This window comes from Kocuria sp. NBRC 114282 (genome assembly GCF_030268385.1).
GTDB classification, from domain to species: Bacteria; Actinomycetota; Actinomycetes; order Actinomycetales; family Micrococcaceae; genus Kocuria; species Kocuria palustris.
Genome location: NZ_BSQO01000002.1, coordinates 1 through 22,515, shown reverse-complemented (window position 1 = coordinate 22,515; position 22,515 = coordinate 1). Strand labels below are relative to the sequence as shown.

At 70.0% G+C, this 22,515-nt stretch carries 17 protein-coding genes, 1 tRNA gene and 1 rRNA gene; 8 read left to right on the top strand and 11 right to left on the bottom strand.

Going from position 1 to position 22,515, the window contains the following annotated elements:
• Positions 1-51: 51 nt before the first annotated feature.
• From QSJ40_RS03770 to QSJ40_RS03760, 3 genes are all read right to left on the bottom strand, one after another.
• Positions 52-1,425: an NtaA/DmoA family FMN-dependent monooxygenase gene (locus QSJ40_RS03770; protein ID WP_157796672.1), complete on the bottom strand. Its 1,374-nt coding sequence runs from the start codon at positions 1,423-1,425 to the stop codon at positions 52-54.
• A 23-nt stretch (positions 1,426-1,448) separates the two neighbouring features.
• Positions 1,449-1,521: transfer RNA gene (locus QSJ40_RS03765), tRNA-Thr, on the bottom strand.
• Between the two features lie 113 nt (positions 1,522-1,634).
• Complete coding sequence (locus QSJ40_RS03760; protein ID WP_285728953.1) at positions 1,635-2,597, bottom strand: DsbA family protein; 963 nt, start codon at positions 2,595-2,597, stop codon at positions 1,635-1,637.
• 213 nt (positions 2,598-2,810) lie between these two features.
• On the opposite strand from QSJ40_RS03760, the gene QSJ40_RS03755 reads away from it, so the two are divergent.
• Together QSJ40_RS03755 and otsB are read left to right on the top strand one after the other, a co-directional pair.
• Entirely contained in the window at positions 2,811-4,331 is a 1,521-nt protein-coding gene (locus QSJ40_RS03755) for an alpha,alpha-trehalose-phosphate synthase (UDP-forming) (protein WP_259871499.1), read from the top strand.
• Positions 4,332-4,335: 4 nt separating this feature from the next.
• Positions 4,336-5,145 (top strand): trehalose-phosphatase, encoded by an 810-nt coding sequence (gene otsB / locus QSJ40_RS03750; protein ID WP_285728950.1) that lies wholly within the window; start codon positions 4,336-4,338, stop codon positions 5,143-5,145.
• A gap of 17 nt (positions 5,146-5,162) precedes the next feature.
• Here the strand turns inward: otsB and QSJ40_RS03745 are convergent, their stop codons facing one another.
• Genes QSJ40_RS03745 through QSJ40_RS03735 form a run of 3 tightly spaced genes read right to left on the bottom strand, consistent with a single transcriptional unit; the run spans position 5,163 to position 8,948 of the window.
• On the bottom strand, positions 5,163-6,056 hold the full coding sequence (locus QSJ40_RS03745; RefSeq protein WP_006215601.1) for a sugar ABC transporter permease: 894 nt from the start codon (positions 6,054-6,056) through the stop codon (positions 5,163-5,165).
• A gap of 1 nt (position 6,057) precedes the next feature.
• Positions 6,058-7,662 carry an ABC transporter permease subunit gene (locus QSJ40_RS03740; RefSeq protein WP_241180356.1) on the bottom strand — a complete coding sequence of 535 codons (1,605 nt, stop codon included), beginning with the start codon at positions 7,660-7,662 and terminating at the stop codon, positions 6,058-6,060.
• Entirely contained in the window at positions 7,662-8,948 is a 1,287-nt protein-coding gene (locus tag QSJ40_RS03735) for a sugar ABC transporter substrate-binding protein (protein WP_206390858.1), read from the bottom strand. The genes QSJ40_RS03740 and QSJ40_RS03735 overlap by 1 nt, the downstream gene beginning before the upstream one ends.
• 168 nt (positions 8,949-9,116) lie before the next feature.
• Between QSJ40_RS03735 and QSJ40_RS03730 the strand changes: the two genes are divergently transcribed.
• Positions 9,117-10,502, top strand: a complete 1,386-nt coding sequence (locus QSJ40_RS03730) for a DUF4032 domain-containing protein (RefSeq protein ID WP_268142287.1) — start codon at positions 9,117-9,119, stop codon at positions 10,500-10,502.
• A gap of 22 nt (positions 10,503-10,524) precedes the next feature.
• Here QSJ40_RS03730 and QSJ40_RS03725 read toward each other — a convergent pair whose 3' ends face one another.
• From QSJ40_RS03725 to QSJ40_RS03710, 4 genes are all read right to left on the bottom strand, one after another.
• Positions 10,525-11,133, bottom strand: coding sequence for a TetR/AcrR family transcriptional regulator (locus QSJ40_RS03725; RefSeq protein ID WP_006215605.1), 609 nt, complete (start codon positions 11,131-11,133; stop codon positions 10,525-10,527).
• Positions 11,130-11,975: a ferritin family protein gene (locus QSJ40_RS03720; protein ID WP_259871486.1), complete on the bottom strand. Its 846-nt coding sequence runs from the start codon at positions 11,973-11,975 to the stop codon at positions 11,130-11,132. Before QSJ40_RS03720 ends, QSJ40_RS03725 begins: the two co-directional genes overlap by 4 nt.
• Before the next feature lie 4 nt (positions 11,976-11,979).
• Positions 11,980-14,220: an HAD-IB family hydrolase gene (locus QSJ40_RS03715; RefSeq protein WP_285728934.1), complete on the bottom strand. Its 2,241-nt coding sequence runs from the start codon at positions 14,218-14,220 to the stop codon at positions 11,980-11,982.
• Positions 14,221-14,395: 175 nt separating this feature from the next.
• The gene (locus QSJ40_RS03710) at positions 14,396-15,289 is read right to left on the bottom strand and encodes a hypothetical protein (RefSeq protein WP_206390862.1); all 894 of its coding nucleotides are present in this window, start codon (positions 15,287-15,289) and stop codon (positions 14,396-14,398) included.
• 57 nt (positions 15,290-15,346) lie between these two features.
• Here QSJ40_RS03710 and QSJ40_RS03705 point away from each other — a divergent pair, with 57 nt between their 5' ends.
• The 5 genes from QSJ40_RS03705 (at position 15,347) to QSJ40_RS03685 (ending at position 21,845) form a co-directional block, all read left to right on the top strand.
• A complete protein-coding gene (locus tag QSJ40_RS03705) occupies positions 15,347-16,189 on the top strand; it encodes an SDR family NAD(P)-dependent oxidoreductase (protein WP_268142279.1) in 843 nt (280 codons plus the stop codon).
• Positions 16,186-17,142, top strand: a complete 957-nt coding sequence (locus tag QSJ40_RS03700; RefSeq protein WP_024289115.1) for a lysophospholipid acyltransferase family protein — start codon at positions 16,186-16,188, stop codon at positions 17,140-17,142. The genes QSJ40_RS03705 and QSJ40_RS03700 overlap by 4 nt, the downstream gene beginning before the upstream one ends.
• A 99-nt stretch (positions 17,143-17,241) precedes the next feature.
• Positions 17,242-18,969 (top strand): FAD-binding oxidoreductase, encoded by a 1,728-nt coding sequence (locus QSJ40_RS03695; protein WP_285728926.1) that lies wholly within the window; start codon positions 17,242-17,244, stop codon positions 18,967-18,969.
• A gap of 199 nt (positions 18,970-19,168) precedes the next feature.
• On the top strand, positions 19,169-20,119 hold the full coding sequence (locus tag QSJ40_RS03690; protein WP_268142274.1) for an aldo/keto reductase: 951 nt from the start codon (positions 19,169-19,171) through the stop codon (positions 20,117-20,119).
• A gap of 247 nt (positions 20,120-20,366) precedes the next feature.
• Positions 20,367-21,845: a phytoene desaturase family protein gene (locus QSJ40_RS03685; protein WP_006215613.1), complete on the top strand. Its 1,479-nt coding sequence runs from the start codon at positions 20,367-20,369 to the stop codon at positions 21,843-21,845.
• A 351-nt stretch (positions 21,846-22,196) separates the two neighbouring features.
• Here the strand turns inward: QSJ40_RS03685 and rrf are convergent.
• Positions 22,197-22,313 (bottom strand): 5S ribosomal RNA (gene rrf / locus QSJ40_RS03680).
• Positions 22,314-22,515: the final 202 nt, after the last annotated feature.

Here is a 22,515-nt window from a genome sequence, read left to right as displayed (position 1 = left end):
CAGCGGCCCCCGACCGGATGGTCGGGGGCCGCTTCCGTTCTGTGCGGCACCTCAGCGCCGGAACGCCGCCCCGGGGTGGGTGCTCGGCAGGTGATCGGCGCCGGTGAGCCGCCCGCGCAGCGTCGAGCCTGGCCGGGCGCCCCCGGGCAGGTGCCCGCGGCGGCGCAGCTCGGGGCTCACGTGCTCAGCGAAGGCCGTCATATCCACGTCGCGCAGGCCGTAGTCGATGTTGAAGCCGTCCACGCCGGCCTCGGCCATCCAGCGCTCGAGCTCCTCGGCGACCGTGGCGCCCGAGCCGATCACGACGGGGCCGCGAGCGCCCAGGCACATGTGCGCAGCCACTTCCCCCACCGTCCAGTCCCGGTCAGGGTCCAGCTCCAGGAAGGACTGCAGCGCTGAGCGGTTGCCCTCGATGGCGCCGTCGCCCGTCAGCTGCGCGACCGCCTGCGCCAAGGGGGTCTGCGGGGCGAACGGCGCCAGGTCGAGCCCGGTCCAGCCCGCGAACAGCGCCAGGGCAGCCTGCCGGTCGGCGAACTGGGCGTAGGAAGCCGCGCGCTCGGCCGCCTCCGCGTCGGTGCTGTCGGCGATCACCGTGATCGACATCAGCATGTGCGCAGCATCCGCCCCGCGGCCCTCCCGCTCCAACCCGGCTCGCGCGGCGTCCGTGAGCCGACGGACGGATGCTGTCGAGGTCCCGGAGAAGAACATGGCCTCGGCATGCCGGGCGGCGAAGGCCATCCCGCGCGGCGAGGAGCCCGCCTGGAAGAGGTACGGGGTGCGCTGCGGGCCCGGCGCCACGAGCGCGGGTCCGGGGACGCTGAAGTGCTCGCCCTCATGACCCGCCCCGTGGACGAGGTCCGGGTCGAGATAGATCCCGGACTCGGCGTCGGCGCGCAGCGCCCCCGGCTCGAACGTGCCCTCCCACAGCGCGCAGACCACGTCCATGAACTCATCGGCCCGGTCGTAGCGGGCGTCATGGGGCAGCTGGCCTCCGGCGCCGAGGTTGCGCATGGCGGATTCCTGATAGCCGGTCACGATGTTCCAGCCGATGCGCCCGTCCGTGAGGTGGTCCAGGCTCGCGAAGCGGCGCGCCAGCAGATACGGCTGCTCGTAGCTCACCGAGGCCGTCACGCCGAAGCCGAGGGTGGTGGTGGCTGCGGCGAGCGCGCTGACGGCCGTCAGGGGATCCAGCGCCGGGTACTGCATCCCGGAGCGGATGGCGGTGCGCCCGGAGCCGTCGAAGACGTCGTAGACCCCGGCGGCATCGGCCAGGAACAGGACGTCGAAGCCGGCGCGCTCGAGCATCTGTGCGTGGGCGGTCCAGAACCTCAGGTCCCGGTACTGCTCCGGCTGAGCGCGAGGATAGCGCCACAGCCCCGTGCTCTGGTGGGTGGGGACCATCATGTCCAGCGCTGCCAGGATCATGAGCCACATGCTGGCACAAGCGGAGCCCCCTGTCGGAATCGAACCGACGACCTGCTGTTTACAAGGCAGCTGCTCTGCCGACTGAGCTAAGGAGGCGCGTCCTCTGCTGAAGGACCCTGCCATCCTAGCGGGGAGCACCCGGATGACACGACGGCGCCCGTCGAGCCCTGGGCTCGACGGGCGCCGTGGTCGCGCGGTCCGAGGGGGAATCAGCCTTCGGTGGGCTCCGCCGAGGCGGTCGAGGAGCCCGACGCGGAGGCGGACGGCGACTCCGTGGCCCCGCCCGAGGCGGAGTCCGAGGCCTCACCGCCGGCCTCGTTCGGGTCCTTGCCCTCGGCGGCGGCCTTGACGGCCTCGGAGAGGCTCGAGCCCTGCTCCCAGACCACGCCGTCGACCATGGCGGTGGGCGTGCCGTTCACGCCGTCGGCCTGGGCCGTGGCGGAGGTGTAGTCGACCATCGGGCGCCAGTCCTGGTCGTCCATGGCCTGCTCGATGTCCGCGCCGTGCTTGGAGGCGATCTCGACGATCTCGTCGTCGTCGAGCCCGCCGGTGCCCTGGTGCGTGAACATCTCCTCCTGGAAGGCGAGCGCCTCGTCGGTGCCCACCTGGTTGGCGACCTCGTAGAAGGCGGCCGCGGAGCGGGAGGAGTAGTACGTGGCGTTGTCCAGGTAATTCACCGTGCGGTACTCGACGGTGGCCTCGCCCGAGTCCACGACCTTCGCGAGGTCCTCGGCGTGGGCCTCCTCGAACTCCGCGCAGTGCACGCAGTCGAAGTCCTGCCAGATCACGATCTGCACGGGCTCATCGGAATCGGCGGCCGTTCCCGGCTTGACGATGCCCTCGGCCTCCGGGGTCTCCGGCGGGGTCTCGGGCGGGTCGCCGGCGTCATCGGCGGAGACCTCATCCGTATCGGAGGAGTCCTTCGTGATGCCGTCGGCGGTCATCTCGATCCCGCCCCACTGGTTGGCGCTGGCGGGAACGGGCCCGGAATCGGGGATGCGCTGGGAGCGCACCTGCCAGAACACCAGCGCGGCGATGACCAGGACCGCGACCACGAGCAGCGCGATGCCGCCCTGGAGGAGGCGCTTCTGCCGCTGGTCGGCCTGGGCGTGCTTCTCGGCGATCCCGCGAGCCTGAGCCCTGAAATCGTCCTTGTCGTGGGTGGAGGCCATGGATCCTCTTCTGCGTGAAGGTCGGGGGCGACGGCACCACGGTGCCCGGGGGCGTATCGCGGGCTCGAGTGGTCTCACGCGCCAGGATAGCGGTGACCGCGCCCGCCTCCGCGATCAGGGACCGTCCAGCCGACGTGCAGACGCCCCGGGGCCGGGCCAGGCGCGGCAACCTAGACTGGAGCCAGCAGATCACCCGATGGAGGAGAGTGCACCGTGAGCCAGTCCGCATCCGCGAGCACCGATCAGACATCCACTGGGGACGGGCCGGGCCGGGACTTCGTCGTCGTCGCCAACCGCCTGCCGGTGGACCGCGCCGTCGACGAGAACGGCAGCAGCTCCTGGCATCGCTCCCCTGGCGGGCTGGTCTCCGCGCTCGCCCCGGTCATGGCCAGCAACGACGGCGCCTGGGTCGGCTGGGCCGGCAGCCCGGACGAGCAGCTCGAGCCCTTCGACCACGATGTCTTCCACCTGGTCCCGGTCGAGCTCTCCGCCCGGGAGGTCGAGCGCTACTACGAGGGGTTCTCCAACGGCACCCTGTGGCCGCTGTACCACGACGTCATCGCCCCGCCGAGCTACCACCGCACCTGGTGGAACGCGTACAAGGACGTGAACCGGCGCTTCGCCGAGGCCGCCGCAACGGCTGCCTCCGAGGGCGCGACCGTGTGGGTGCAGGACTACCAGCTGCAGCTCGTGCCCAGGATGCTGCGGCAGATGCGTCCCGATCTGACCATCGGGTTCTTCGATCACATCCCGTTCCCGCCGGTCGAGATCTTCGCCCAGCTGCCCTGGCGGCGCTCGGTGCTCGAGGGCCTCACCGGTGCGGATCTGGTCGGCTTCCAGCGCCCCGGCGACGCCCAGAACTTCCAGAACTGCGTCCGCCGGTTCCTGGGAGTCTCTTTCCGCCGCGGCGAGGCCGAGATCACCGCGCAGACCACCTCCACCGCCTTCGACTTCACGGGCGAGGACGCCGCGGACGATCCGTCGTGGACCCTGAAGGCCGGTCCGTACCCGATCTCGATCGACGTCGAGGGCATCAAGGAGATGGCCGCCCGGAAGGAGACGAAGGAGCGCGCGCGGCAGATCCGCCGCGAGCTCGGCGATCCCGAGACGGTGTTCCTGGGCGTGGACCGCCTGGACTACACCAAGGGCATCCGCCATCGGATCAAGGCTTACGGCGAGCTGCTGGCAGACGGCGATCTCGATGTCGATCACGACATCCTGGTCCAGGTCGCCTCCCCGTCGCGCGAGCGCGTGGAGTCCTACAAGGTGCTGCGCGAGCAGGTCGAGGGCATGGTCGGGCACCTCAACGGCCAGTACGACACCATGGGCCACACCGCGATCCGCTACCTCCACCACGGCTATCCGTTCGAGGAGATGGTCGCGCTCTACCTGGCCACCGACGTCATGCTCGTGACCTCCCTGCGCGATGGGATGAACCTGGTGGCCAAGGAGTTCGTGGCGGCCAAGGCCGACGGCAGCGGACGGCTCGTGCTCTCCGAGTTCACGGGGGCGGCGGATCAGCTCAAGCAGGCGATCCTGGTCAACCCGCACGACATCGACGACCTCAAGCTGCTCATGCTCGCGGCCAAGGCCATGCCGGACGACGAGGCCCGCAAGCGCATGCGCGCCATGCGCCGGCAGGTGCTGACCCACGACGTCGACGCCTGGCAGGAGGCGTTCCTCAACGACCTCGCCGCCCTCCGCCGCCGCAACGACGATGCCCAGGAGTCCTGAGCCCATGTCCTCTCCCGACGACGCCCTGTCTCCTGAGCTGCTCGAGGCCCTGCGGCGTCTGGCGAAGGCGCCCGTCCTGCTGGCCGCCTTCGACTTCGACGGCACCCTGGCCCCCTTCACCGTGGACCCGCAGGACTCCCGGGCGCTGCCCGAGTCCCAGGAGGCGCTCGACCGGCTGGCGGCCATGGAGCGCACTCACGTGGGCATCATCTCCGGGCGGGACCTCGGCTTCCTGCGCTCCGTCGTGGACAAGGACCGCACCAAGCTGCTCAGCGGGTCCCACGGGGCCGAGCTGGACCTGCATCCGCTCGGGCCCGACGCCGGCGACACGGCCATCCGCCTGTCCGGGGAGCAGCTCGTGGCACTCGATCGCGCCGTCGACGCCGTGCGCGAGGTCGTGGACAGGTATCCCGGGGCCAAGGCCGAGCTCAAGCCGGCAGGGGTCTGCCTGCACACCCGTCCCATGGAGGACCAGTCCCTGTCGGATCAGGCGCTGGCCGAGATGCTCGGGCGCTTCGAGGCCCTGGACGGGCTGCGCATCACCCCGGGCCAGCAGGTCATGGAGTGCTCGGTGCTCTCGGCGACCAAGGGCGAGGGCGTCGAGGCGCTGATCCAGGCCACCGGCGCGGATGCGGCGCTGTTCGTGGGCGACGACGTCACCGACGAGGACGGCATGCGAGCGCTGCGCCCCCAGGACGTCGGCCTGAAGGTCGGCGACAAGGAGACGGTCGCGCCGTTCCGCGTGGCCTCCCCCGAGGCCCTGGGGCGACTGCTGACGCAGTTCGCGCAGCTGCGGGCGGACGCCCTGGGCTGAGCGGATCCGAGATCTGCTCAGCCCTTGACGGCCCCGCCGGTGAGCCCGGCCACGATGTAGCGCTGCAGGAAGAGGAACAGCAGCACGACTGGCAGCGCCGAGAGCACGGCTCCTGCTGTGAAGACTCCCCAGTCCGCCCCGAACTCGACCGAGACGAACTGGTAGAGGCCCACCGCGAGCGTGTATTGGCGAGGATCCTGCAGGACGATCTGCGCCAGCAGGAAGTCGGAGAACGACGCGATGAAGGAGAGCATGCCGACGACCACGATGATCGGCGTCACGAGCGGCAGGATCATCCGCCAGTAGATCTGGGCATGGCTCGCCCCATCCAGCGTCGCGGCTTCGTCGAGGTCCCGCGGGATGGTGTTGAAGAACCCGAACATCAGGAACGTGTTCGCTCCCAAAGCCCCGCCCAGGTACACAGCGATCAGGCCGAATCGGGAGTTCAGTCCCAGGACCGGATAGACCTCGGAGATCGCGAACAGGAGCAGGAAGATCGCCACGAAGGCCAGCAGCTGGGGGAACATCTGGATGATGAGCAGTGCCATGAGCCCCTGGCGTCTGCCCCGGAAGCGGAACCGGGAGAACGCATAGGCCGCCGCCGCCCCCATGAGCACCGTGCCGATCGCTGTGATCGTGGAGACCATCATGGAATTGAGGAACCAGCGCGGGAACGGATTCTGCGGATCGGAGAACAGCTGCCTGTAGTTCGCATCGGTGACGGTGGCGAACAGCTGATTCGAGCCCACCAGCGACCCCGAAGCCGACAGCGAGGCCGACAGGGCGTAGACGAGCGGGAACAGCGCGAACACGCACATGGCCACGGCGGCGAGATGGCGCCACCAGGCATTCGAGCGTGCACGGGCGCTGCGACGACGACGAGGGGTGCGAGACCCTGCGGTGCTGGCCATGTCAGTTGATCTCCTCGAGAGCCTGGGAGCGACGGAAGGTCAGCAGCGAGATGAGCGCGACCATGAGGAAGATCAGGATCGACAGGGCCGCCGCCAGACCGTAGTCATTGGTGCCGCCCGCGAACGCGATCTTGTAGACGAACGTGATCAGGATGTCCGTCCCGCCGACCCCTGTCGTGGACTCGAGGTCCACGGGCCCGCCGCCGGTGAGCAGGTAGATCACGTTGAAGTTGTTGAAGTTCATGGCGAAGGAGGCGATCAGCAGCGGGCCCACCGCCACCATGAGCATCGGCAGCGTAATCGAGCGGAAGCGACGCACCGGGCCCGCACCGTCGGTCGAAGCCGATTCGTAGATCTCGGAGGGGATCGCCTGAAGGGCCCCGGAGCAGATCAGGAACATGTACGGGAAGCCCAGCCACAGGTTCACCAGCAGGACCGAGCCTCGCGCCAGCCAGGCGTTCTCCAGCCAGGGCACCCCTGCGCCCCCGAGCAGCACCTGGTTGATCCATCCGTAGTCGGTGTTCAGCAGTCCGGCCCAGATCAGCGCCGAGAGGAACATGGGGAAGGCATAGGGAAGGAAGAGGATCGCCCGGTAGAAGCCGCGTCCGCGCAGCTGGGGGTCGTTGAGCAGCATCGCCAGCAGCAGCCCCAGGAAGAAGGTGAGCGCGACCGACAGGATGGCGAAGGCGAAGGTCCACAGCGTCACGGATACGAACGGCCCGCCCAGGATCTCGGGGTCGAAGATCGCCGCGAAGTTCTCGAATCCCACGAACTCCCGCCAGCCCGGACGCAGCTCCTCGCCCGCCTCCGAGACGAACGAGCCCTCACCGGAGTCGCTGTACACCGTGCCGTCCTCGGCGACCATGGAGCCTGTGTCCTCGTCGTAGCTCAGCGTCGGCTCCCAGGCATAGGCGGTCCGCCCGTCCTCGGTCCGCAGCGAGCCGTCATCCGGATCTCCCGAGACCGGGACGCGAAGCTGCTCCAGGTCCTCCGAGGCCGAGACGACGCCCGCGTAGTCCAGCACCTCGTAGCCATCCGCAGCTGTGACCCGATCCCCGTCCGTCTGGGCAGAGTCCTCAGCAGCCAGCGGCTGATCGGCCGTGCCGATCAGCACCTCCTCGTCCTCGACAGCCGCCAGGGCGAGGTCGCCGTCGTCGCTGCGCAGCACGGTCACAGCACGTTCGGGCGAGCCCTCCACGCGCTGCTCGTAGGTGCGGGTCAGCTGGGCGATCGCCTCGTCCTTGGTGCCGTTGTGCCCGTCGCCGTAGTTCGTGAACGCAGTCATGCCCGTGTAGAGGATGACGAAGACCTGGAAGACCACGAGCATCAGCAGCCCGGGGAACAGGTACTTGCCCGGGAGCATCCGCCGGGAGGGGACGAAGTAGATCAGGTCGGCGATGACCAGCGCGAGAACCAGGAAGAGGCAGATCGCCCAGCTGCCGACCGTGGCCGAGGCCACGATCCCATAGAGGCCGAACGCGTTGACCAGCCCCATCAGGGCGAGCTTGACCAGGAATCCGGCGCCGAAGCCCCGGGTGTGGGAGCGTCGCGGGGGCTTCGAATCCAGCTCGGAGCCCATCTCCGGAGCCTTCACCTGCTCAGTCATCAGATCTGCCCCTCGATGCTCTCGATCATGGACTGCCACTGGGGTCCGGGCTCCGCGCGTCCGTCCAGGATGGCGTTCTCCGTGGTGCCCCAGAAGTTCCACACCGCTCCCATGGCCGGGATCGACGGCATGGGCAGCGCCAGCTCGTCGGCGATCCTGGCGTACTCGGTGCGCAGGGGATCGCCGTCCATCGCCTCCACGGCGGTGACGGAGGCCGGAGGCCGCCCTGTGGATTCGTAGAGGGCGATCTGCGCCTCGGTGGTGGGCAGCCAGTTGGTCACGAAGTCATGTGCGGCGACCGGATTCGCCGCGTGGGCGTTGACGAACAGCGCCTGGACTCCGGCGAACGGCCGAGCGGGCTGGTCACCGGCTGGCGGCACGGGGAGCACGGTGCACCTCATCCCGGCCGCCTCGATCGCCGCGAGCTCCCACGGCCCTCCGATCAGGAAGGGCGACTCTCCGTTGAGGAAGGCCTCGGAGGCGATGTCGGGAGTCATCGAGGTCTGCACATCGCCCGCCTCCCCGAGCTCGGCCAGGTAGTCGGCGAAGGCCTCGCCCTCCGAGCCGCCCATGGTCAGTTCGGGCAGGTATTCGCCGTCCTCGGTCCGGTGGAAGACCTCCGCGCCGAATGAGGTCTGCAGCGGGTAGAGGTGGTACGGATCTCCCGAGGTGGGCGATTGGGAGACCGCCAGCGGATAGCTCAGCCCCTGCTCCTGCATCAGCCGCCGGCCGATCCGCCGCAGCTCGTCGAAGGACTCCGGCTGCGCGTCGGTGATCTGATCGTTGCGGATCAGCGCCACGCACTCCACGGCATAGGGCACCCCGTAGGACACCCCGTCGAAGACGACGGCGGTCAGAGCGTTGTCCGTGAAGTCCTGCGCCCGGTCGCCCAGCTCGACCGATGCCACGACGCCGTTCGTGGCCAGCTGCCCGAGACTGTCATGCGGGGAGATGATGATGTCCGGGGCCTGGCCCATGGGCGACTGCGCGATGAAGTCCGAGATCGAGTCGGCGTTGATCTCACGCTGGATGTACTCGACGTTCACGCCCGTCTGCTGCGTGAATCCCTCGGCGATGCGCCGCAGGCCGGGGATCTCGTCGTCACCGGCCTGGATCTTCAGCGTTCCTGCACCGAGTCCCAGACCGGCGCCCGATTCGGTGCAGGCGCTCAGTGCCCCGAGAGCGCCCAGACCCAGGCCTCCGCCCAGCAGGGCCCGGCGCGTCAGACGTCGGTCAGGACGCTGTCCAGTCGCAGCCCGGTGTCTCGGGTACGGCGTTCGCTCCACAGTGATCTCCGGTCCGATCTGGGACGTTGCATACCCGAATCCAGGCTGCAGGAACCCCAGGCTAAATGCTCAGCCCACTACGTGACGCGCGACACGCTCAGACCAGGTGATGTGCGCAGCGCCGGCGTCATCTCACCGGCTGCCGCTTGACCAGTAGGCTCTTGTCCCATGACGGAGTCCCCCACCGCCCCGCCCGAGACGCATCGCCACGGGCGCCGCGTATCCATCCAGACCGGCTTCCCCCAGCCCGAGCTGCTGGATCTGCCGTGGCAGGTACCGCTGGCCGAGTGGCCCGAGGACGTCCTGGTGGCCTACCCCCGGGGCATCTCCCGTCACGTCGTGCGCTTCGCCCGGGTGGGCGAGCGCGTCCTGGCCGCTAAGGAGACCACGGCCCGCAATGCCTCGCGGGAGTACGAGGTCCTGCGCCAACTGCGGCACATGGGCACGCCGTCGGTCGTGCCGGTCGCCGTGGTCACCGATCGACGTGCGCCGGACGGCACCGAGCTGCCTGCGGTGCTGCTCACGGAGCATCTGGCCTTCTCCCTGCCCTACCGGGTGCTGTTCTCGGACAATCCGGACCCCGAGATCGCAAACAAGCTCGTGGATGCCCTGGCGCTGCTGCTGGTCCAGCTGCACCTGGCCGGCTTCTACTGGGGGGACGCCTCCCTGTCGAACACCCTGTTCCTGCGCGATGCCGGGGCCTTCGCGGCATGCCTGGTGGATGCGGAGACCGGCGAGCTGCACCCGCGGCTGACGGACGGCCAGCGACGTTACGACCTGGACCTGGCCACGACCAACGTGGCCGGCGAGCTCATGGACCTGCTGGCGGCCTTCGAGCAGGACCAGGACCCCGCAGACATCCATGAGGACCTGCGCGGCGACGATCAGCTCGACCCCGAGGACCGCGGCACGCACTCCGGGCCCGGCTACGAGCCAGCGGCCGCCACTCAGGCGCTGACGGTGCTCCCGGCCGTGGCCACCGCCTCGACCCCGGTGGACCCGTTCGCCACCGCCAACCGGCTCTCGGAGACCTACGACTCCCTGTGGGAGGAGCTCACCGGAGAGGAGCGCTTCCCTCACGAGCAGAAGTGGCGCGTGGCGGAGCGCGTGCAGCGCCTCCAGGACCTCGGCTTCGATGTGGAGGAGGCCTCCCTGGACACCGACGACGACGGCGTGGTGCGCCTGATCCCCCGCGTGGTCGAGCCGGGGCACCACACCCGGGAGCTGCTGAACCTGACCGGTCTGCACGCCCGGGAGAACCAGGCGCGGCGCATCCTCACGGACATCCGCCAGTTCGGCCGCGCCCTGTACCCGGGGCTGCCCGACGACATGACCGCCAGCCTGTGGAAGCAGGAGGTCTTCTCGCCCATGATGCAGGCGGTCCCCGCGGAGCTGCGCGCCAAGCGCGAGCCCGCCGAGATCGTCCACGAGGTGCTGGAGCACCGCTGGTTCCTCTCCGAGCGGCAGAAGCACGACGTGCCGACCGAGGTCGCCACGAAGGACTACCTGGAGTCCCAGCTGCGGCGCAGGCCCGATGAGCAGATGAGGCTCTGAGGCCTCCCGGATCCGCGGGTGCTCAGTCCTGTCCGAGCTGGCCCAGCAGCGCATCGCGCACCCGCTGCGCCCAGTCGGCGCCGAGCTCCCCTTCCCGCGCCAGACGCGCATAGGCGGAGCCCAGCACGAAGTCGATCACGACCTCCAGATCGAGATCGGAGCGCAGCCGCCCCGCCTCGACCTGCAGCTGCAGCAGCCGGTGCAGCTGCTCGATCCTGGGCCGCACCAGGTGCAATCGCAGGATCCGGGCCACCTCGGAGGTCGGCTGGGACAGCAGTGCGACTGCCGTGCCCGTCCCGAGATCGAGGACCAGCGATCGCACCGCGGCATCGAGAGCCTCGGTCCACTGCCGCTGGGTCCACTGCCCGTCCTGGGGGATCTCCAGGGGCCGCGGTGCGAGGCTGTCGCCGCTGCGCTCCAGGACGTCCTCGACCATGGCCTCGGTATTGGCGTAGCGGCGGTAGATCGAGGTCTTGGCCACCCCGGACTCGGCCGCGACCGATTCGATGGAGACCCGTCCCGGGCCCTCATGCACGAGCAGCGACAGGACTGCCGCGACGATCTTGCGATCCGTCGTGGCAGCGCGCCCCCGCGCCGGCCCTGCCGAGGCCTCCTGCCGCTGCGAGCTCATGCGACCTGCCGCTGGGCAGACTCCGCCTCGCCGGGCCCGGCGGTCTCCTGATCTGCGGGCTCGGCATGCCCGATGACATCCTGGAACAGGGTGAGCCCCTCCATGCCCGGCAGGCGGGCGATGTTGGCGTCGAGCTTGCGCATCTCCGCACGCCCCTCCTCGCCGGCGAAGAGGTGGCCCATCACGTGGCGGACCTCCTCATCGCTCATCACGCCGGAGCCCACCGGGCGCCAGGCGCTGCGCAGCGCGAGCCGGGTGATGCGCTGGGCCTTGACGGAGTCGCCCAGGCGCTGCCGGGCCTGCGTGGAGTAGAAGGCCACGTGGCGCGACTCCTGACGGGCGATGCGCACGAGCAGCTCCGAGAGCACGGGGTGCTTCTCGATCGCTGCCATCCGCTTGTAGGCCGCCACCGCCGAATACTCGTTCGCCGCTCCCCAGGTCATGTGCGTGGCCACGAAGTCGTGGCCGATCAGCGTGGACAGCAGCGACTGCTTCAGCGGCTTGAGCGCCTCCGCCCAGCCCAGCTTCACGCGCTTGGCCTTGATCTCGTCGTAGTCCACGACGATTCCGTGCAGCCCCAGCACCTCCGCCAGCGCCTCGCCGTGCCAGAACTCCTCGCGGTTCCACATGGTCATGAACGCGGAGACGTCCTCGTCGTGGTGCGACGGGGTGATCAGCAGATCGCGCAGGTAGCAGACGGTGTGGAACTCGACATCGCACATGTAGCGCAGCACCCGCAGCGACGACTCCGGCAGGGGGTCCCTGCGGAAGCTGTCCATGTCGAGGTCCTCCCACGCGACGCGGTGGGAGGTCTCGGCGAAGCGGTCGATGTCGAATGCCATGCGATCAGTGCCTCTTCCAGTCTTCGATCGGCCAGTGGGAGCGCTTGGCCAGGCGATACAGGGGGATGTCCGGATTCACGGCGGCCGGGTGCCCGACCAGACCGAGCCACGCCGCATCGGCCACGGAGTCGCCGTAGCCGAAGGAGCGGGACAGGTCCAGGCCGTGATCCTGCGCGTAGCGCTTGAGCCACTGGGCCCGGGCCTCATCGACCAGAGGCGGGGTGTCGAGGTAGCCGGTCAGCACGCCGGCACGCACACCCATCCGGGAGGCGACGACCTCGTCGAACAGATCCGCGACCGGTGAGACGAGCAGCTCCGGGCTGCCCGTCACGAGCACCGTGCGGTGCCCTGCTGCGCGGTGCTCGTCGAGGCGGGCCAGGGCACCCGGGTTCAGCCGCTCGAGCATCTGCTCGCCCAGGGGGCCGTCGACCGCCTCGCGGATCGAGGACTCCGGGAGGCCTTCGTAGCGGCGCAGGAACGAGCGCAGGAACTCGCCGCGATCGCGCCGCTCGGCCTTGAGGTAGGTGGGCACGGTGCGCACCATGCCCAGGATGTCGCTCGGAATGCGCGACGGTGCGACCCTGCGCTGCACGGCCAGGTACTGGGAGACCACGGTCGAGTCGAGCACGGTGCCCTCGAGGTCGAACAGCGCCAGGACGTCGGTGCCCGGCTTGAGCTCCCGGCGCGGGCGCTCGGTGCGCTTTCGCCGGGCTGCCGAGGCCCGCGAGTACGCCTTGGTCATCTCCGTGAGGGCAGGCAGGTGGATCTGCTGCCAGTAAGTGCGCCACTCGATGTCGCGGGGGTCGAAGGACGAGTCCTCCGGCGCATCCTGCGGCCGCTGGGCGTTGAGCGCACGCGTGTTGGTGTCGTCGAAGATCATCTCGGTGCGCGTGTAGTTCTGGTAGAGATCCACGTAGGTGCGCAGCGAGCCCAGCCCGGACTGGGCCTTGTGCAGCTGATTCGCCCACTGCAGGGTGCGCTTGGTCGAGGGCAGCAGCTCGTTGAGCCGCCCGCCCAGATCGACCAGCCGCTCGCGCACGGCCAGGGAGCTCTCCACGCCGTTGTTGGCCGGGAACTTCCATTCCGGGACGACCACGGGCTTGCCGTCGGGCCCCTCGACCGGGTGCTCGAGGAAGTACTCGCGGACGTACTCGTACATCTTGTGGAACGGCAGCGGGTTCGAGGCGCCCGTGCAGATCTGGTAGTACCCGGCCCGGGAGCGCTCCCCCTCGGCCTCCCCTCGGTGGCCCTGCAGGGCGAGGGTCACGATCGCGTTGACCACGAAGTCCACCGGGGTCACGTCCAGCACGGAGTCCGGCAGGCCCGGGAACTCGGGCAGCGCGCCCTTGGCGTAGGCCATGATCAGCGGATCGGCGACCTTGTAGCCGTCGATCCAGCCCGGGAAGGGGTGGCGCAGGGAGGACTCGATGATGGCCGGGCGCACGACCGAGAGGCGGTGCCCGTCACCGGCCCACAGGTCCTCGGCCACGCGCTCGCCCATGGCCTTGGTGAAGGTGTAGACGTCGGTCCAGCCCAGCGACTGCGCGCGGGTGCGGCCCAGATCCACCAGGCGCTGGGTGATCCAGCCGGTGCGGCTGGCCTCCGCCGAGCCGGCCACCGACTTGGGGCCCTGCTTGCCCTCGGTGCGGGTCGCGGACTCCACGAACGCGTGCAGCTGCTCCGGGGTCCGAGAGGCCGCCTCGGCCTCGGCGCGCGAGGCGATCGCGTGGTCGAGCTCCAGGCGCCAGTCGACGTCGTGGTCCACGGCCGTCTCCGGGCGCAGGCCCTTGGCGATGCCGCCCACGTAGCAGGTCGAGACGTGGATGACGTGGGGGTCCTGGCCCGAGGCGCGCAGGGCCTCGTAGAGGCTCAGCGCACCGCCCACGTTGGTCTTGAAGGCGTCGTCGATCGGCGGATCGAACGAGACGGTCGAGGCCGAGTGGATCACGACGTCGAACGGCTCGCGGATCTCGCTCAGTGCGGAGAGATCGCCGGAGAGCACATCGGTGCGCTCCTCGAAGATCCGACGGGCCTCGTCGTCGCCGACGGCAGCGCGCCAGTTCTTGAAGACGGGCTTGCGGAAGAGCTGCCCGAGCCGGGTCTGTGCGGTGATCTCGCCCTTGGGGCGGATGACGGCGGTGACGTGCACGTCCGCTCCGGAGGAGAGCAGGCGCTCGAGGACCGCCTGGCCGAGGAAGCCGGTGGCTCCGGTCAGCAGCACGCGCTTGGTGGTGGTCTCGCTCAAGAGGACTCCTTGTGCAGGGGCGGCCTGTCGGCCGCCTCGAGGGGCGCGGCGCCTGCCGCGCGATGTCAGGGACGGGGCTTGGGTGCTACCAGTGTGCCGGACGACGGGGACGTCACAGGCACAGTCGCGGGCCTCGTGATGTGCATCTCAGCTCGGCACGCAGGCCGCCGAGGGCTCACCGGCCGCTGCGCAGCGCCGCCGCCAGCGGCTCGGGCCCGCGCAGGCCGGGGAGGGAGTGGACCGGGGCATCGGCCCGGCTGCTCAGCTGCCGGCGCTCGCGCACCCCCGGGGCCAGGACCTCGAGGGCGCGTCGAGCCCGGCGGGCCGACATCCGCGGCGCCACCAGCGGCGAGTAGCCGATTCCGAGCGCGCGCCTGGCGGGCGCTGCGGCCGAGGCGTCTGCCAGCAGCCGGGTCCGGGCCTCCTCGCGGAAGAACGCGATGTAGTCGTCGGTGCGCTCGAGGGACTCCCGGCACAGCCGGTCGATGACCGGGTGATCGGCCACCTCGCCCAGGCGCTGCAGCAGTGCTGCCGCCGTGGACTCCCGGGACAGCTCGCGGGCCATCTGCCCTGCCACGATCCGCTCGCCGCGCAGGTTCGTCCACACGGAGTCGGTCATCGGATAGACGTGGTCCAGGAGCCGACCCAGGCGGCCGCGGAGGTCGTCGTCCGGCTCGACCTCGGGCGGAATGGGGGCTCCGTGGGCACGCAGCACGCGCTTGAGGGCATCGGCGATCCAGAACTTCTCGTAGGCCCAGGTGGTCAGGAAGGCGTCGATCCGAGCCTCCTTGGAGGTCCACCCGGCGAACAGGTCGCGCAGCCGGCCGGTGGTCGAGCGCTGCAGGTCCCACAGGTGGCGCACGGCTTCCAGGACGTCGTCATCCAGTCGACGCTGCTCGAACTCCTCCAGCCCGAGATCCGAGGAGAAGGCTCCGCGCTCGCGCCGGAAGAACTCCCGCACGGAGAAGTCCGTGGACAGGACCCCCTGCTGCCCGGGGGTGCTGTAGAGCCTGCCGGAACGGTGCTGGGCCAGGTATCCGAGCGGGGGCTGGGCTGCGGCTGCTGCCAAGGGGACTGCCTCGTCTCTTCTGAATCGCTACGCTCACCGTAGTGTAGCCTGTCCACCATGATGACTGCTCTGATCACCGGCGGAACCTCCGGCATCGGATCTGCGTTCGCGGAGGCGCTGGCGCGCCGCGGATTCAGCCTCGTCCTGGTCGCCCGCGGCGCCGAGCGCCTCGAGTCCACCGCCTCGCGGCTGAGCGCGGAGTACGCGGTCGAGGTCGAGACCCTCGAGGCCGATCTCAGCGACGCCGACGACGTCGCCCGCGTCGCCGAGCGCATCGAGGACCCGCGCGCACCGATCGACATGCTGGTCAACAACGCCGGCTTCTCGGTCAAGCGCACCTACCAGGCCGAGGGCCTGGACCTGCACCACCGCGGCATCGACGTCATGGCCAAGGCCGTCCTGGATCTCTCCTCGGCCGCCGCCCGCGCCATGACCGCCCGCGGCGAGGGGTGGATCCTCAACGTCTCCTCGACCTCCGGCGAGGTCACCATGGGCCCCTACTCCGCGCTCAAAGCCTGGTGCACCACCTACACCGAGTCCCTGGCCGTGGAGCTGGAGGGCACGGGCGTGCGCGTGATGGCGCTGCTGCCCGGCTGGGTGCGCACCGAGTTCCACGCCCGGGCGGGCATCAGCGGCTCCTCCATACCCGACTTCCTCTGGCTGCAGGCCGACGACCTGGTCGAGGAGGCACTCAAGGACCTGGCCCGCGGCCGCGTGGTGTCGATCCCCACGCTGCGCTACAAGGCGATCATGCTCGGAGCCAAGCTCGCCCCGCGCGCTGTGGTGCGCAAGTGCTCGGGCATGCTGATGGGCTCTCGCGCCAATGAGACTCCGCTGGCCGAGCCCGCGGCCTCCGGCTCCACCGCCCGACGCCGCGCTGGACAGGGGAAGCACGCATGAGCACTCAGGACCACGACCGGCGCGCATCAGAGTCCGAGGCAGGCCAGGCGGCCGAGGAGCCGCAGCATCCCGCCGAGGCCGGGCAGCGCAGCACCCCGTGGGGCGCCGCGCAGGAGCGCGCCAGCCGGGAGGCGCGCGAGCTGCGCCAGCGCCTGGACGGCTGGACGCATCCGGAGCACGAGCCGGTCCTGGAGAGCATCGACTCCCACGGTCAGCGCGAGGAGCGCAGCGGCCCCGATCCCGTGGCTCCCCCGGCGGCCTCGGCGCACATCAGCCTCGCCGACTTCACCGGGCAGTCCCGTCGGCGGGCGCGCACGATCGCGCAGACCATCTTCTTCCGGGGTCTGGTCGACCGTGTGGTCCGTCGCCGGGTCGTCCGCGCCCCGGGAGCGGAGCAGCTCTCCGGCGGGTGCGTGGTGGTGTGCAACCACTCGAGCCACCTCGACGCCCCCATGATCATGAGCTCGCTGCCGCCCAACCTGCGCCACGAGGTCGCCACCGGCGTGGCAGCCGACTACTTCTTCACCGCCTGGCACAAGCGGCTGTTCACGCAGCTGGTCTTCAACGCCTTCCCCGTCGACCGCAAGGGCAGCGGGGCCAACCGCGGGCTGACCAAGAAGCTGATCGCCGCCGGGATCCCCGTGCTGATCTTCCCCGAGGGCACCCGCTCCAAGGACGGGCGCATGCGCGACTTCAAGATGGGCGCGGCGGCGCTGTCCCAGTCGCTCGAGGTCCCCGTCCTGCCGGTCGCCCTGATCGGCGCCCACGAGGCCATGCCCAAGGGGTCCTCGTGGCCGCGCTGGGGCCGCCCGCCGGTTGTCGTGGCCCTGGGCGAGCCCATGCGGCACCGCCCCAACGAGTCCGTTCCGTCGTTCAACGAGCGGATCCAGGCCACGGTCCGGTCGCTGTACGCGCAGAACCGGCCCCTGATCGACGATCCCGACGCCGCCTGAGCCCGGCAGCAGGGCCCGCCGCGCGCCGCCCCTGACGGACGCGGCAGCGCCCGACGGAGGATGATAGGCACCACACGAGCAGAAGGAGCACGAGCAGCGATGCCGAACGTCAAGCACATGAAGTGGTGGGGCTGGGGAGAAGAGGGCGTCTTCTTCAACTGGCAGAACAAGCCGGCCTTCGCCCCGATCGTGCGCCGGGCCGTGGGCGTCGACCTGCGCCCGCGCGAGGTCGACACGGTCGACTTCGCCACCGCCCAGGTCCCCGAGTCCCGCCTGCCGGAGGACCTCCGCTCCGAGCTCACCGCGATCCTCGGCGCCGAGCACACCGTGACCGATGACCACGACCGCGTGGTCCACTGGGCCGGCAAGGCCGTCATGGACATCGTCAAGACGCTGCAGAACCGCTTCGAGCGCCTGCCCGACGTCGTCGTCTACCCGGCCGACGAGCAGCAGGTCGCCGCGGTGACCCGCCTGGCCGTCGAGCGCGACCTGGTGCTGATCCCGTTCGGCGGAGGCACCAGCATCTCGCGCAGCCTGCAGCCCCGCCCGGAGGAGACCCGGACGGTCGTCTCCGTGGACCTGGGACGCATGAACAAGGTGCTCGAGATCGACGAGACCTCCTGCATCGCCCGTATCCAGGCCGGGACGCTGGGCCCGGACATGGAGGAGCAGCTCAACGCCCGCGGCTGGACCCTGGGCCACTTCCCGGACTCCTTCACCCACTCGACCGTCGGCGGCTGGGCGGCCACGCGCTCGTCGGGCATGCAGTCGGACAAGTACGGCGACATCGCGGACATCATCCGCGGCATGGACGTCGTGCGCCCCGGCGGCACCGTGCGGCTGCGCCCGCTGCCCTCCACCTCGACCGGGCCGTCCCTGCGGGAGATGTTCATCGGCTCCGAGGGCCGGCTGGGCATCATCACCGAGCTGTGGGTCCAGGTCCACCGCATCGCCCCCGAGCGCCAGGTCATCGCCTACATGTTCCCCACGTGGGAGCAGGGGCTGACCGGGATCCGACAGATCAAGGAGGCGGAGATCCCCACGACCTTCGCCCGCATCTCGGATGCCGGCGAGACCGAGTTCTCCCTGGCCACGCAGAAGGCGCCCACCTCCCGGAAGTCGGAGATCGCCGCCAAGGGCCAGGAGGCGCTGTGGGCGTTCATGCGCAAGCGCGGCTGGGACACCCAGGCCATGTGCATCGCCTACGTCTGCTTCGAGGGCGCCAAGGCGGACGTCGCCCGCCACCGCAAGGCGGTCGCCGGCATCGCCAAGTCGAACGGCGCGATCGTGCTGGGCTCCGGACCCGGAGCGCTCTACGACCAGAAGAAGTTCGACACCCCGTACCTGCGCGACTTCCTGCTCGAGCAGCAGATCATCGGCGACGTCTCCGAGACGGCCGCGCCCTGGTCGCGGCTGATCTCGGTGCACAAGGCCGCATACCAGGCCGCCCAGTCCGCCTTCGACGAGCTCGGCGTCAAGGGCTGGATCATGAGCCACATGTCGCACTCGTACCACACGGGGGCCTGCCTCTACTTCACGTTCGCGTTCCCCTTCACCGACGAGAACGTCGACTACGAGTACGCCCTGGTCAAGACGCGGATCCAGCAGGCCTTCATCGACGCCGGCGGCACTCTGTCGCATCACCACGGCGTCGGTGCGGAGCACAGCCCCTGGATGGACCAGGACGTCTCCGAAGAGGGCGTCGAGGTCCTGCGCGGGCTGTTCCGCTCGGCCGACCCCGGCGAGAACTTCAACCCCGGCAAGGTCATCGACTCCCCCGACACCCAGACCCGGGTGCTGGAGCAGCACCGTCAGCAGCAGGGCTGAGCCTCCTGATCGGCTCGCACGGCCCCCGTCGGCAGACTCTGCCGACGGGGGCCGTTCTGCATCCGGGCCGCAGCCTCCTCCCGTCGCCGCCGCGCCGCCATCGGAATAAGCCCCGGGCCCTGAGGTGCTGAGACGGGTGGAACCTCTCTCGGGCCCTCGAAGAATCCTGCGGCCCGGATCCTCGATCAAGGAGCACCCCATGGCAGCATCCGCACGCATCCCCGGCATCGACACGCAGTTCCTCCCGCTGAACCTCGGCGGCAACACCTTCGGCTGGACGTCGGATGAGCAGACCTCCTTCGAGGTCCTGGACGGCTTCGTCGCGGCCGGCGGCACCTTCATCGACACCGCAGACATGTACTCAGTCTGGGCCGACGGCCACACCGGCGGCGAGTCCGAGACCGTCCTGGGCCGCTGGCTGGCCGCCCGCGGCAACCGCGAGGACATGCTGATCGCGACGAAGACCGGCCGGCACCCGGAGTTCACCGGCCTGGCCGACGAGACCGTCAAGGCCTCCCTCGAGGCCTCCCTGCAGCGGCTGCAGACCGACCGGATCGACCTGTACTACGCGCACTACGACGACGAGGCGATCGCGATCGCCGACCAGGTCCGCACCTTCCACGATCTCGTGCAGTCCGGCAAGGTCATGGCCTACGGGCTGTCCAACTACTCGCCGCAGCGCATGCGCGAGTTCTTCGAGACCGCCCGCCGCGAGGGCCTTACTGCCCCGGTGGCGATCCAGCCGCAGTACAGCCTGGTGTTCCGCAAGGAATACGAGCAGGACTACTCCCCCATCGCCCGCGAGTACGGCGCGGCCGTGTTCCCGTACTTCTCCCTGGCCGCAGGCTTCCTCACCGGCAAGTACCGCACGAAGGCCGATCTCGAGGGTGCCCAGCGCGGCGGGATGGCCGAGGGCTACTTCTCCGAGGACGGCCTGCGCGTGGTCGAGGCCGTGGAGCGCATCGCCGCTGCTCGCGGCGTCGAGATGCCCACCGTGGCCCTGGCCTGGCTGCTGGCCCGCGGCATCACCGCCCCGATCGCCTCGGCCTCCCGGGTCGAGCAGCTCCCGGCGCTGATCGCAGCCGCCGAGCTCGAGCTCACGGATGCGGAGGTCACGGCGCTGAACGAGGCCTCCCAGCCCTTCGCCTGATCCCCACCCCTGACCCGCTCCTCGTCCGCGCGGCGTCGGAGCAGGTCAGGGGCTCCAGCACCCCGCACCGACGGCCGGGGGCCGATCGCGCCCTCACCGGCAGCGATCGGCACCCGGCCGTCGGCATCTCGCCCTCGCGCTGCGCGCTCATCGGGCTTTCATTCCGGTGGGCCATAGTCGAGGGACATCGCGGTCCAGGGACAGCAGGTCTCGCGCATCCTGCGGATCGCCACCGGAGGTGAGAGGCATGACCGCCCATCGGCACAGCAGCGACGGACCGCCCCGCGCCGTCGTCGTGGGCTCTGGGCCCAATGGCCTCACGGCCGCAGCGCTGCTCGCCCGTCAGGACTGGGAAGTCGACGTCTACGAGGGCGGCGAGCATCCCGGCGGCGCGGCGGCCTCCGCCCCGCTGCTCGGCGAGGGCACGATCGTTGATCTGGGCGCCGCCGGGCACCCCTTCGGCGTCGCCAGCCCGGTGTTCCGGGACCTGCGCCTGGAGCAGCACGGCCTTCAGTGGGTCCGCAGCGCCTATCCCATGGCGCATCCAGCTGAAGGCGCTCCGGCCGCGCTGCTCCACCAGGACCTCGCCTCCACGGCTGAGGGCCTGGGACGCGACGCCCGCGCCTGGCGCGCTCTGCACGCCCCCGTCGTCGAGGGCCTCGACGCCCACCTGGAGAACATCCTGGGGCCCATGCTGCGCTGGCCGAAGCACCCGCTGGCTATGGCGCGCTTCGGGCTGCGCTCTGCGCCCCCTGCCGCTGCGATGGCACGCGCGCTGTTCCGCGACGACGCCGCGCGCACCCTCTTCCTGGGCTCGGCCGCTCATGCGATCACGCCGCTGGGACAGCCGCTCACCGGTGCGTTCGGGACCCTGTTCGGGGCGCTGGGCATGACGCGCGGCTGGCCGGTGGCACGCGGAGGCACCGGCTCGATCGTCGCAGCCCTGCTCAGCGTCCTGGAGTCCCACGGCGGCCGCGTGCACACCGGTCATTGGATCACCGATCTGCGCGAGCTGCCGCAGTCCGATGCCGTCCTTCTGAACCTCACGCCCTCGCAGGTGCTGCGCCTGAGCGGGCCGGGCGCCGAGGAGATCCAGCCGCGTGTGCGGAATCAGCTGGGCCGGTGGCGCTACGGGGCGGCCGCCTACAAGGTCGACTTCCTCCTCGACGGGCCAGTGCCGTGGAGCGATCCGCGCGTCGCGGAGGCCACCACCGTCCACGTCGCGGGTACCGCTCAGGAGCTGGTGCGCGCGGAGTCCGAGGTCTTCAGGGAACAGCTACCAGAACGACCGTTCGTATTGGTGTGCCAGCAGCAGGCGGCCGATCCGTCGCGCGCACACGGCCCAGCCGAGGGACGCGTGGTCCTGTGGGCCTATGCCCATGTGCCGGCGGGGTACGTGGAGCGGCGCCCCGGTGAGGTCGCCGAGCGCATCACGTCCCAGATCGAGCGCTTCGCCCCCGGTTTCCGCGACCGCATCCTCGAACGCCGCAGCACGCACCCCGCGGCCCTCGAGCGGTGGAACCCCAACCTCATCGGCGGCGACGTGGCCGGCGGTGCCATGACGGGACTGCAGTCGGTGTTGCGACCGCGCCCGAGCCTCGACCCGTATCGGCTCGCACCGCGGGGACTGTACCTGGCCTCCTCCTCCGCCCCTCCGGGTGCCGGCGTCCACGGCATGCCAGGCGCCTGGGCCGCCCGCGCGGCCATGGCGGATCTCGCACTCTGACCTGCTGCCCTTCCGCCTACATCGCTAGTGAGCCCGAAGAGCCGGCAGACAGAGCCAGGAGGGGCTCTGCAGTGATAACCGCCCTCTCCCTTTGCGCGAGTGGATTCCCAGTTGCGTTGAGAGCCCCAACAGCGCAATCAACTATCCACTCGGCGCGGGGAGGAAGAGCCCCGTAGGCCGAGTGGATCCCCAATTGCGCTAAAGGCCCTCATAGCGCAATCAGGTATCCACTCAGCAGGAGGGGGCAAAAAGCATCTGGGTACACGAAAAGAGGCCGACCGCGACTCGACCCATCCTCACCCTCACGGTGAAGACAAGGAGTCAGCGATCAGCCTCTCTCCGTACAAATAATTGCGGCGGCGACCTACTCTCCCACACCCATCAGAGTGCAGTACCATCGGCGCTGTGAGCCTTAGCTTCCGGGTTCGGGATGGGACCGGGCGTTTCCCTCACGCTATAACCACCGCAAACCTGCCACCACCACACACCGCAGTGCGCGTGGAAACCTGTTCACGAACCTACCACCCACCACCACCAACCCCGGCGAACGGGAACCAGATGGTTGTGGGACGGTGTTGTTCCAAAACCGTACAGTGGACGCGAAACACGCTGCTATTCACACCCCCAAAAAAGGGGGCTGCAAGACATGTTGTGTGTGTGAAGATCATCG

Coding starts and splice junctions, on each gene's coding strand:
- QSJ40_RS03770 (WP_157796672.1), bottom strand. CDS start 1,425: ATGATCCTGGCAGCGCTGGACATGATGGTCCCCACCCACCAGAGCACG.
- QSJ40_RS03760 (WP_285728953.1), bottom strand. CDS start 2,597: ATGGCCTCCACCCACGACAAGGACGATTTCAGGGCTCAGGCTCGCGGG.
- otsB (WP_285728950.1), top strand. CDS start 4,336: ATGTCCTCTCCCGACGACGCCCTGTCTCCTGAGCTGCTCGAGGCCCTG.
- QSJ40_RS03745 (WP_006215601.1), bottom strand. CDS start 6,056: ATGGCCAGCACCGCAGGGTCTCGCACCCCTCGTCGTCGTCGCAGCGCC.
- QSJ40_RS03740 (WP_241180356.1), bottom strand. CDS start 7,662: ATGACTGAGCAGGTGAAGGCTCCGGAGATGGGCTCCGAGCTGGATTCG.
- QSJ40_RS03730 (WP_268142287.1), top strand. CDS start 9,117: ATGACGGAGTCCCCCACCGCCCCGCCCGAGACGCATCGCCACGGGCGC.
- QSJ40_RS03725 (WP_006215605.1), bottom strand. CDS start 11,133: ATGAGCTCGCAGCGGCAGGAGGCCTCGGCAGGGCCGGCGCGGGGGCGC.
- QSJ40_RS03720 (WP_259871486.1), bottom strand. CDS start 11,975: ATGGCATTCGACATCGACCGCTTCGCCGAGACCTCCCACCGCGTCGCG.
- QSJ40_RS03705 (WP_268142279.1), top strand. CDS start 15,347: ATGATGACTGCTCTGATCACCGGCGGAACCTCCGGCATCGGATCTGCG.
- QSJ40_RS03700 (WP_024289115.1), top strand. CDS start 16,186: ATGAGCACTCAGGACCACGACCGGCGCGCATCAGAGTCCGAGGCAGGC.
- QSJ40_RS03695 (WP_285728926.1), top strand. CDS start 17,242: ATGCCGAACGTCAAGCACATGAAGTGGTGGGGCTGGGGAGAAGAGGGC.
- QSJ40_RS03690 (WP_268142274.1), top strand. CDS start 19,169: ATGGCAGCATCCGCACGCATCCCCGGCATCGACACGCAGTTCCTCCCG.
- QSJ40_RS03685 (WP_006215613.1), top strand. CDS start 20,367: ATGACCGCCCATCGGCACAGCAGCGACGGACCGCCCCGCGCCGTCGTC.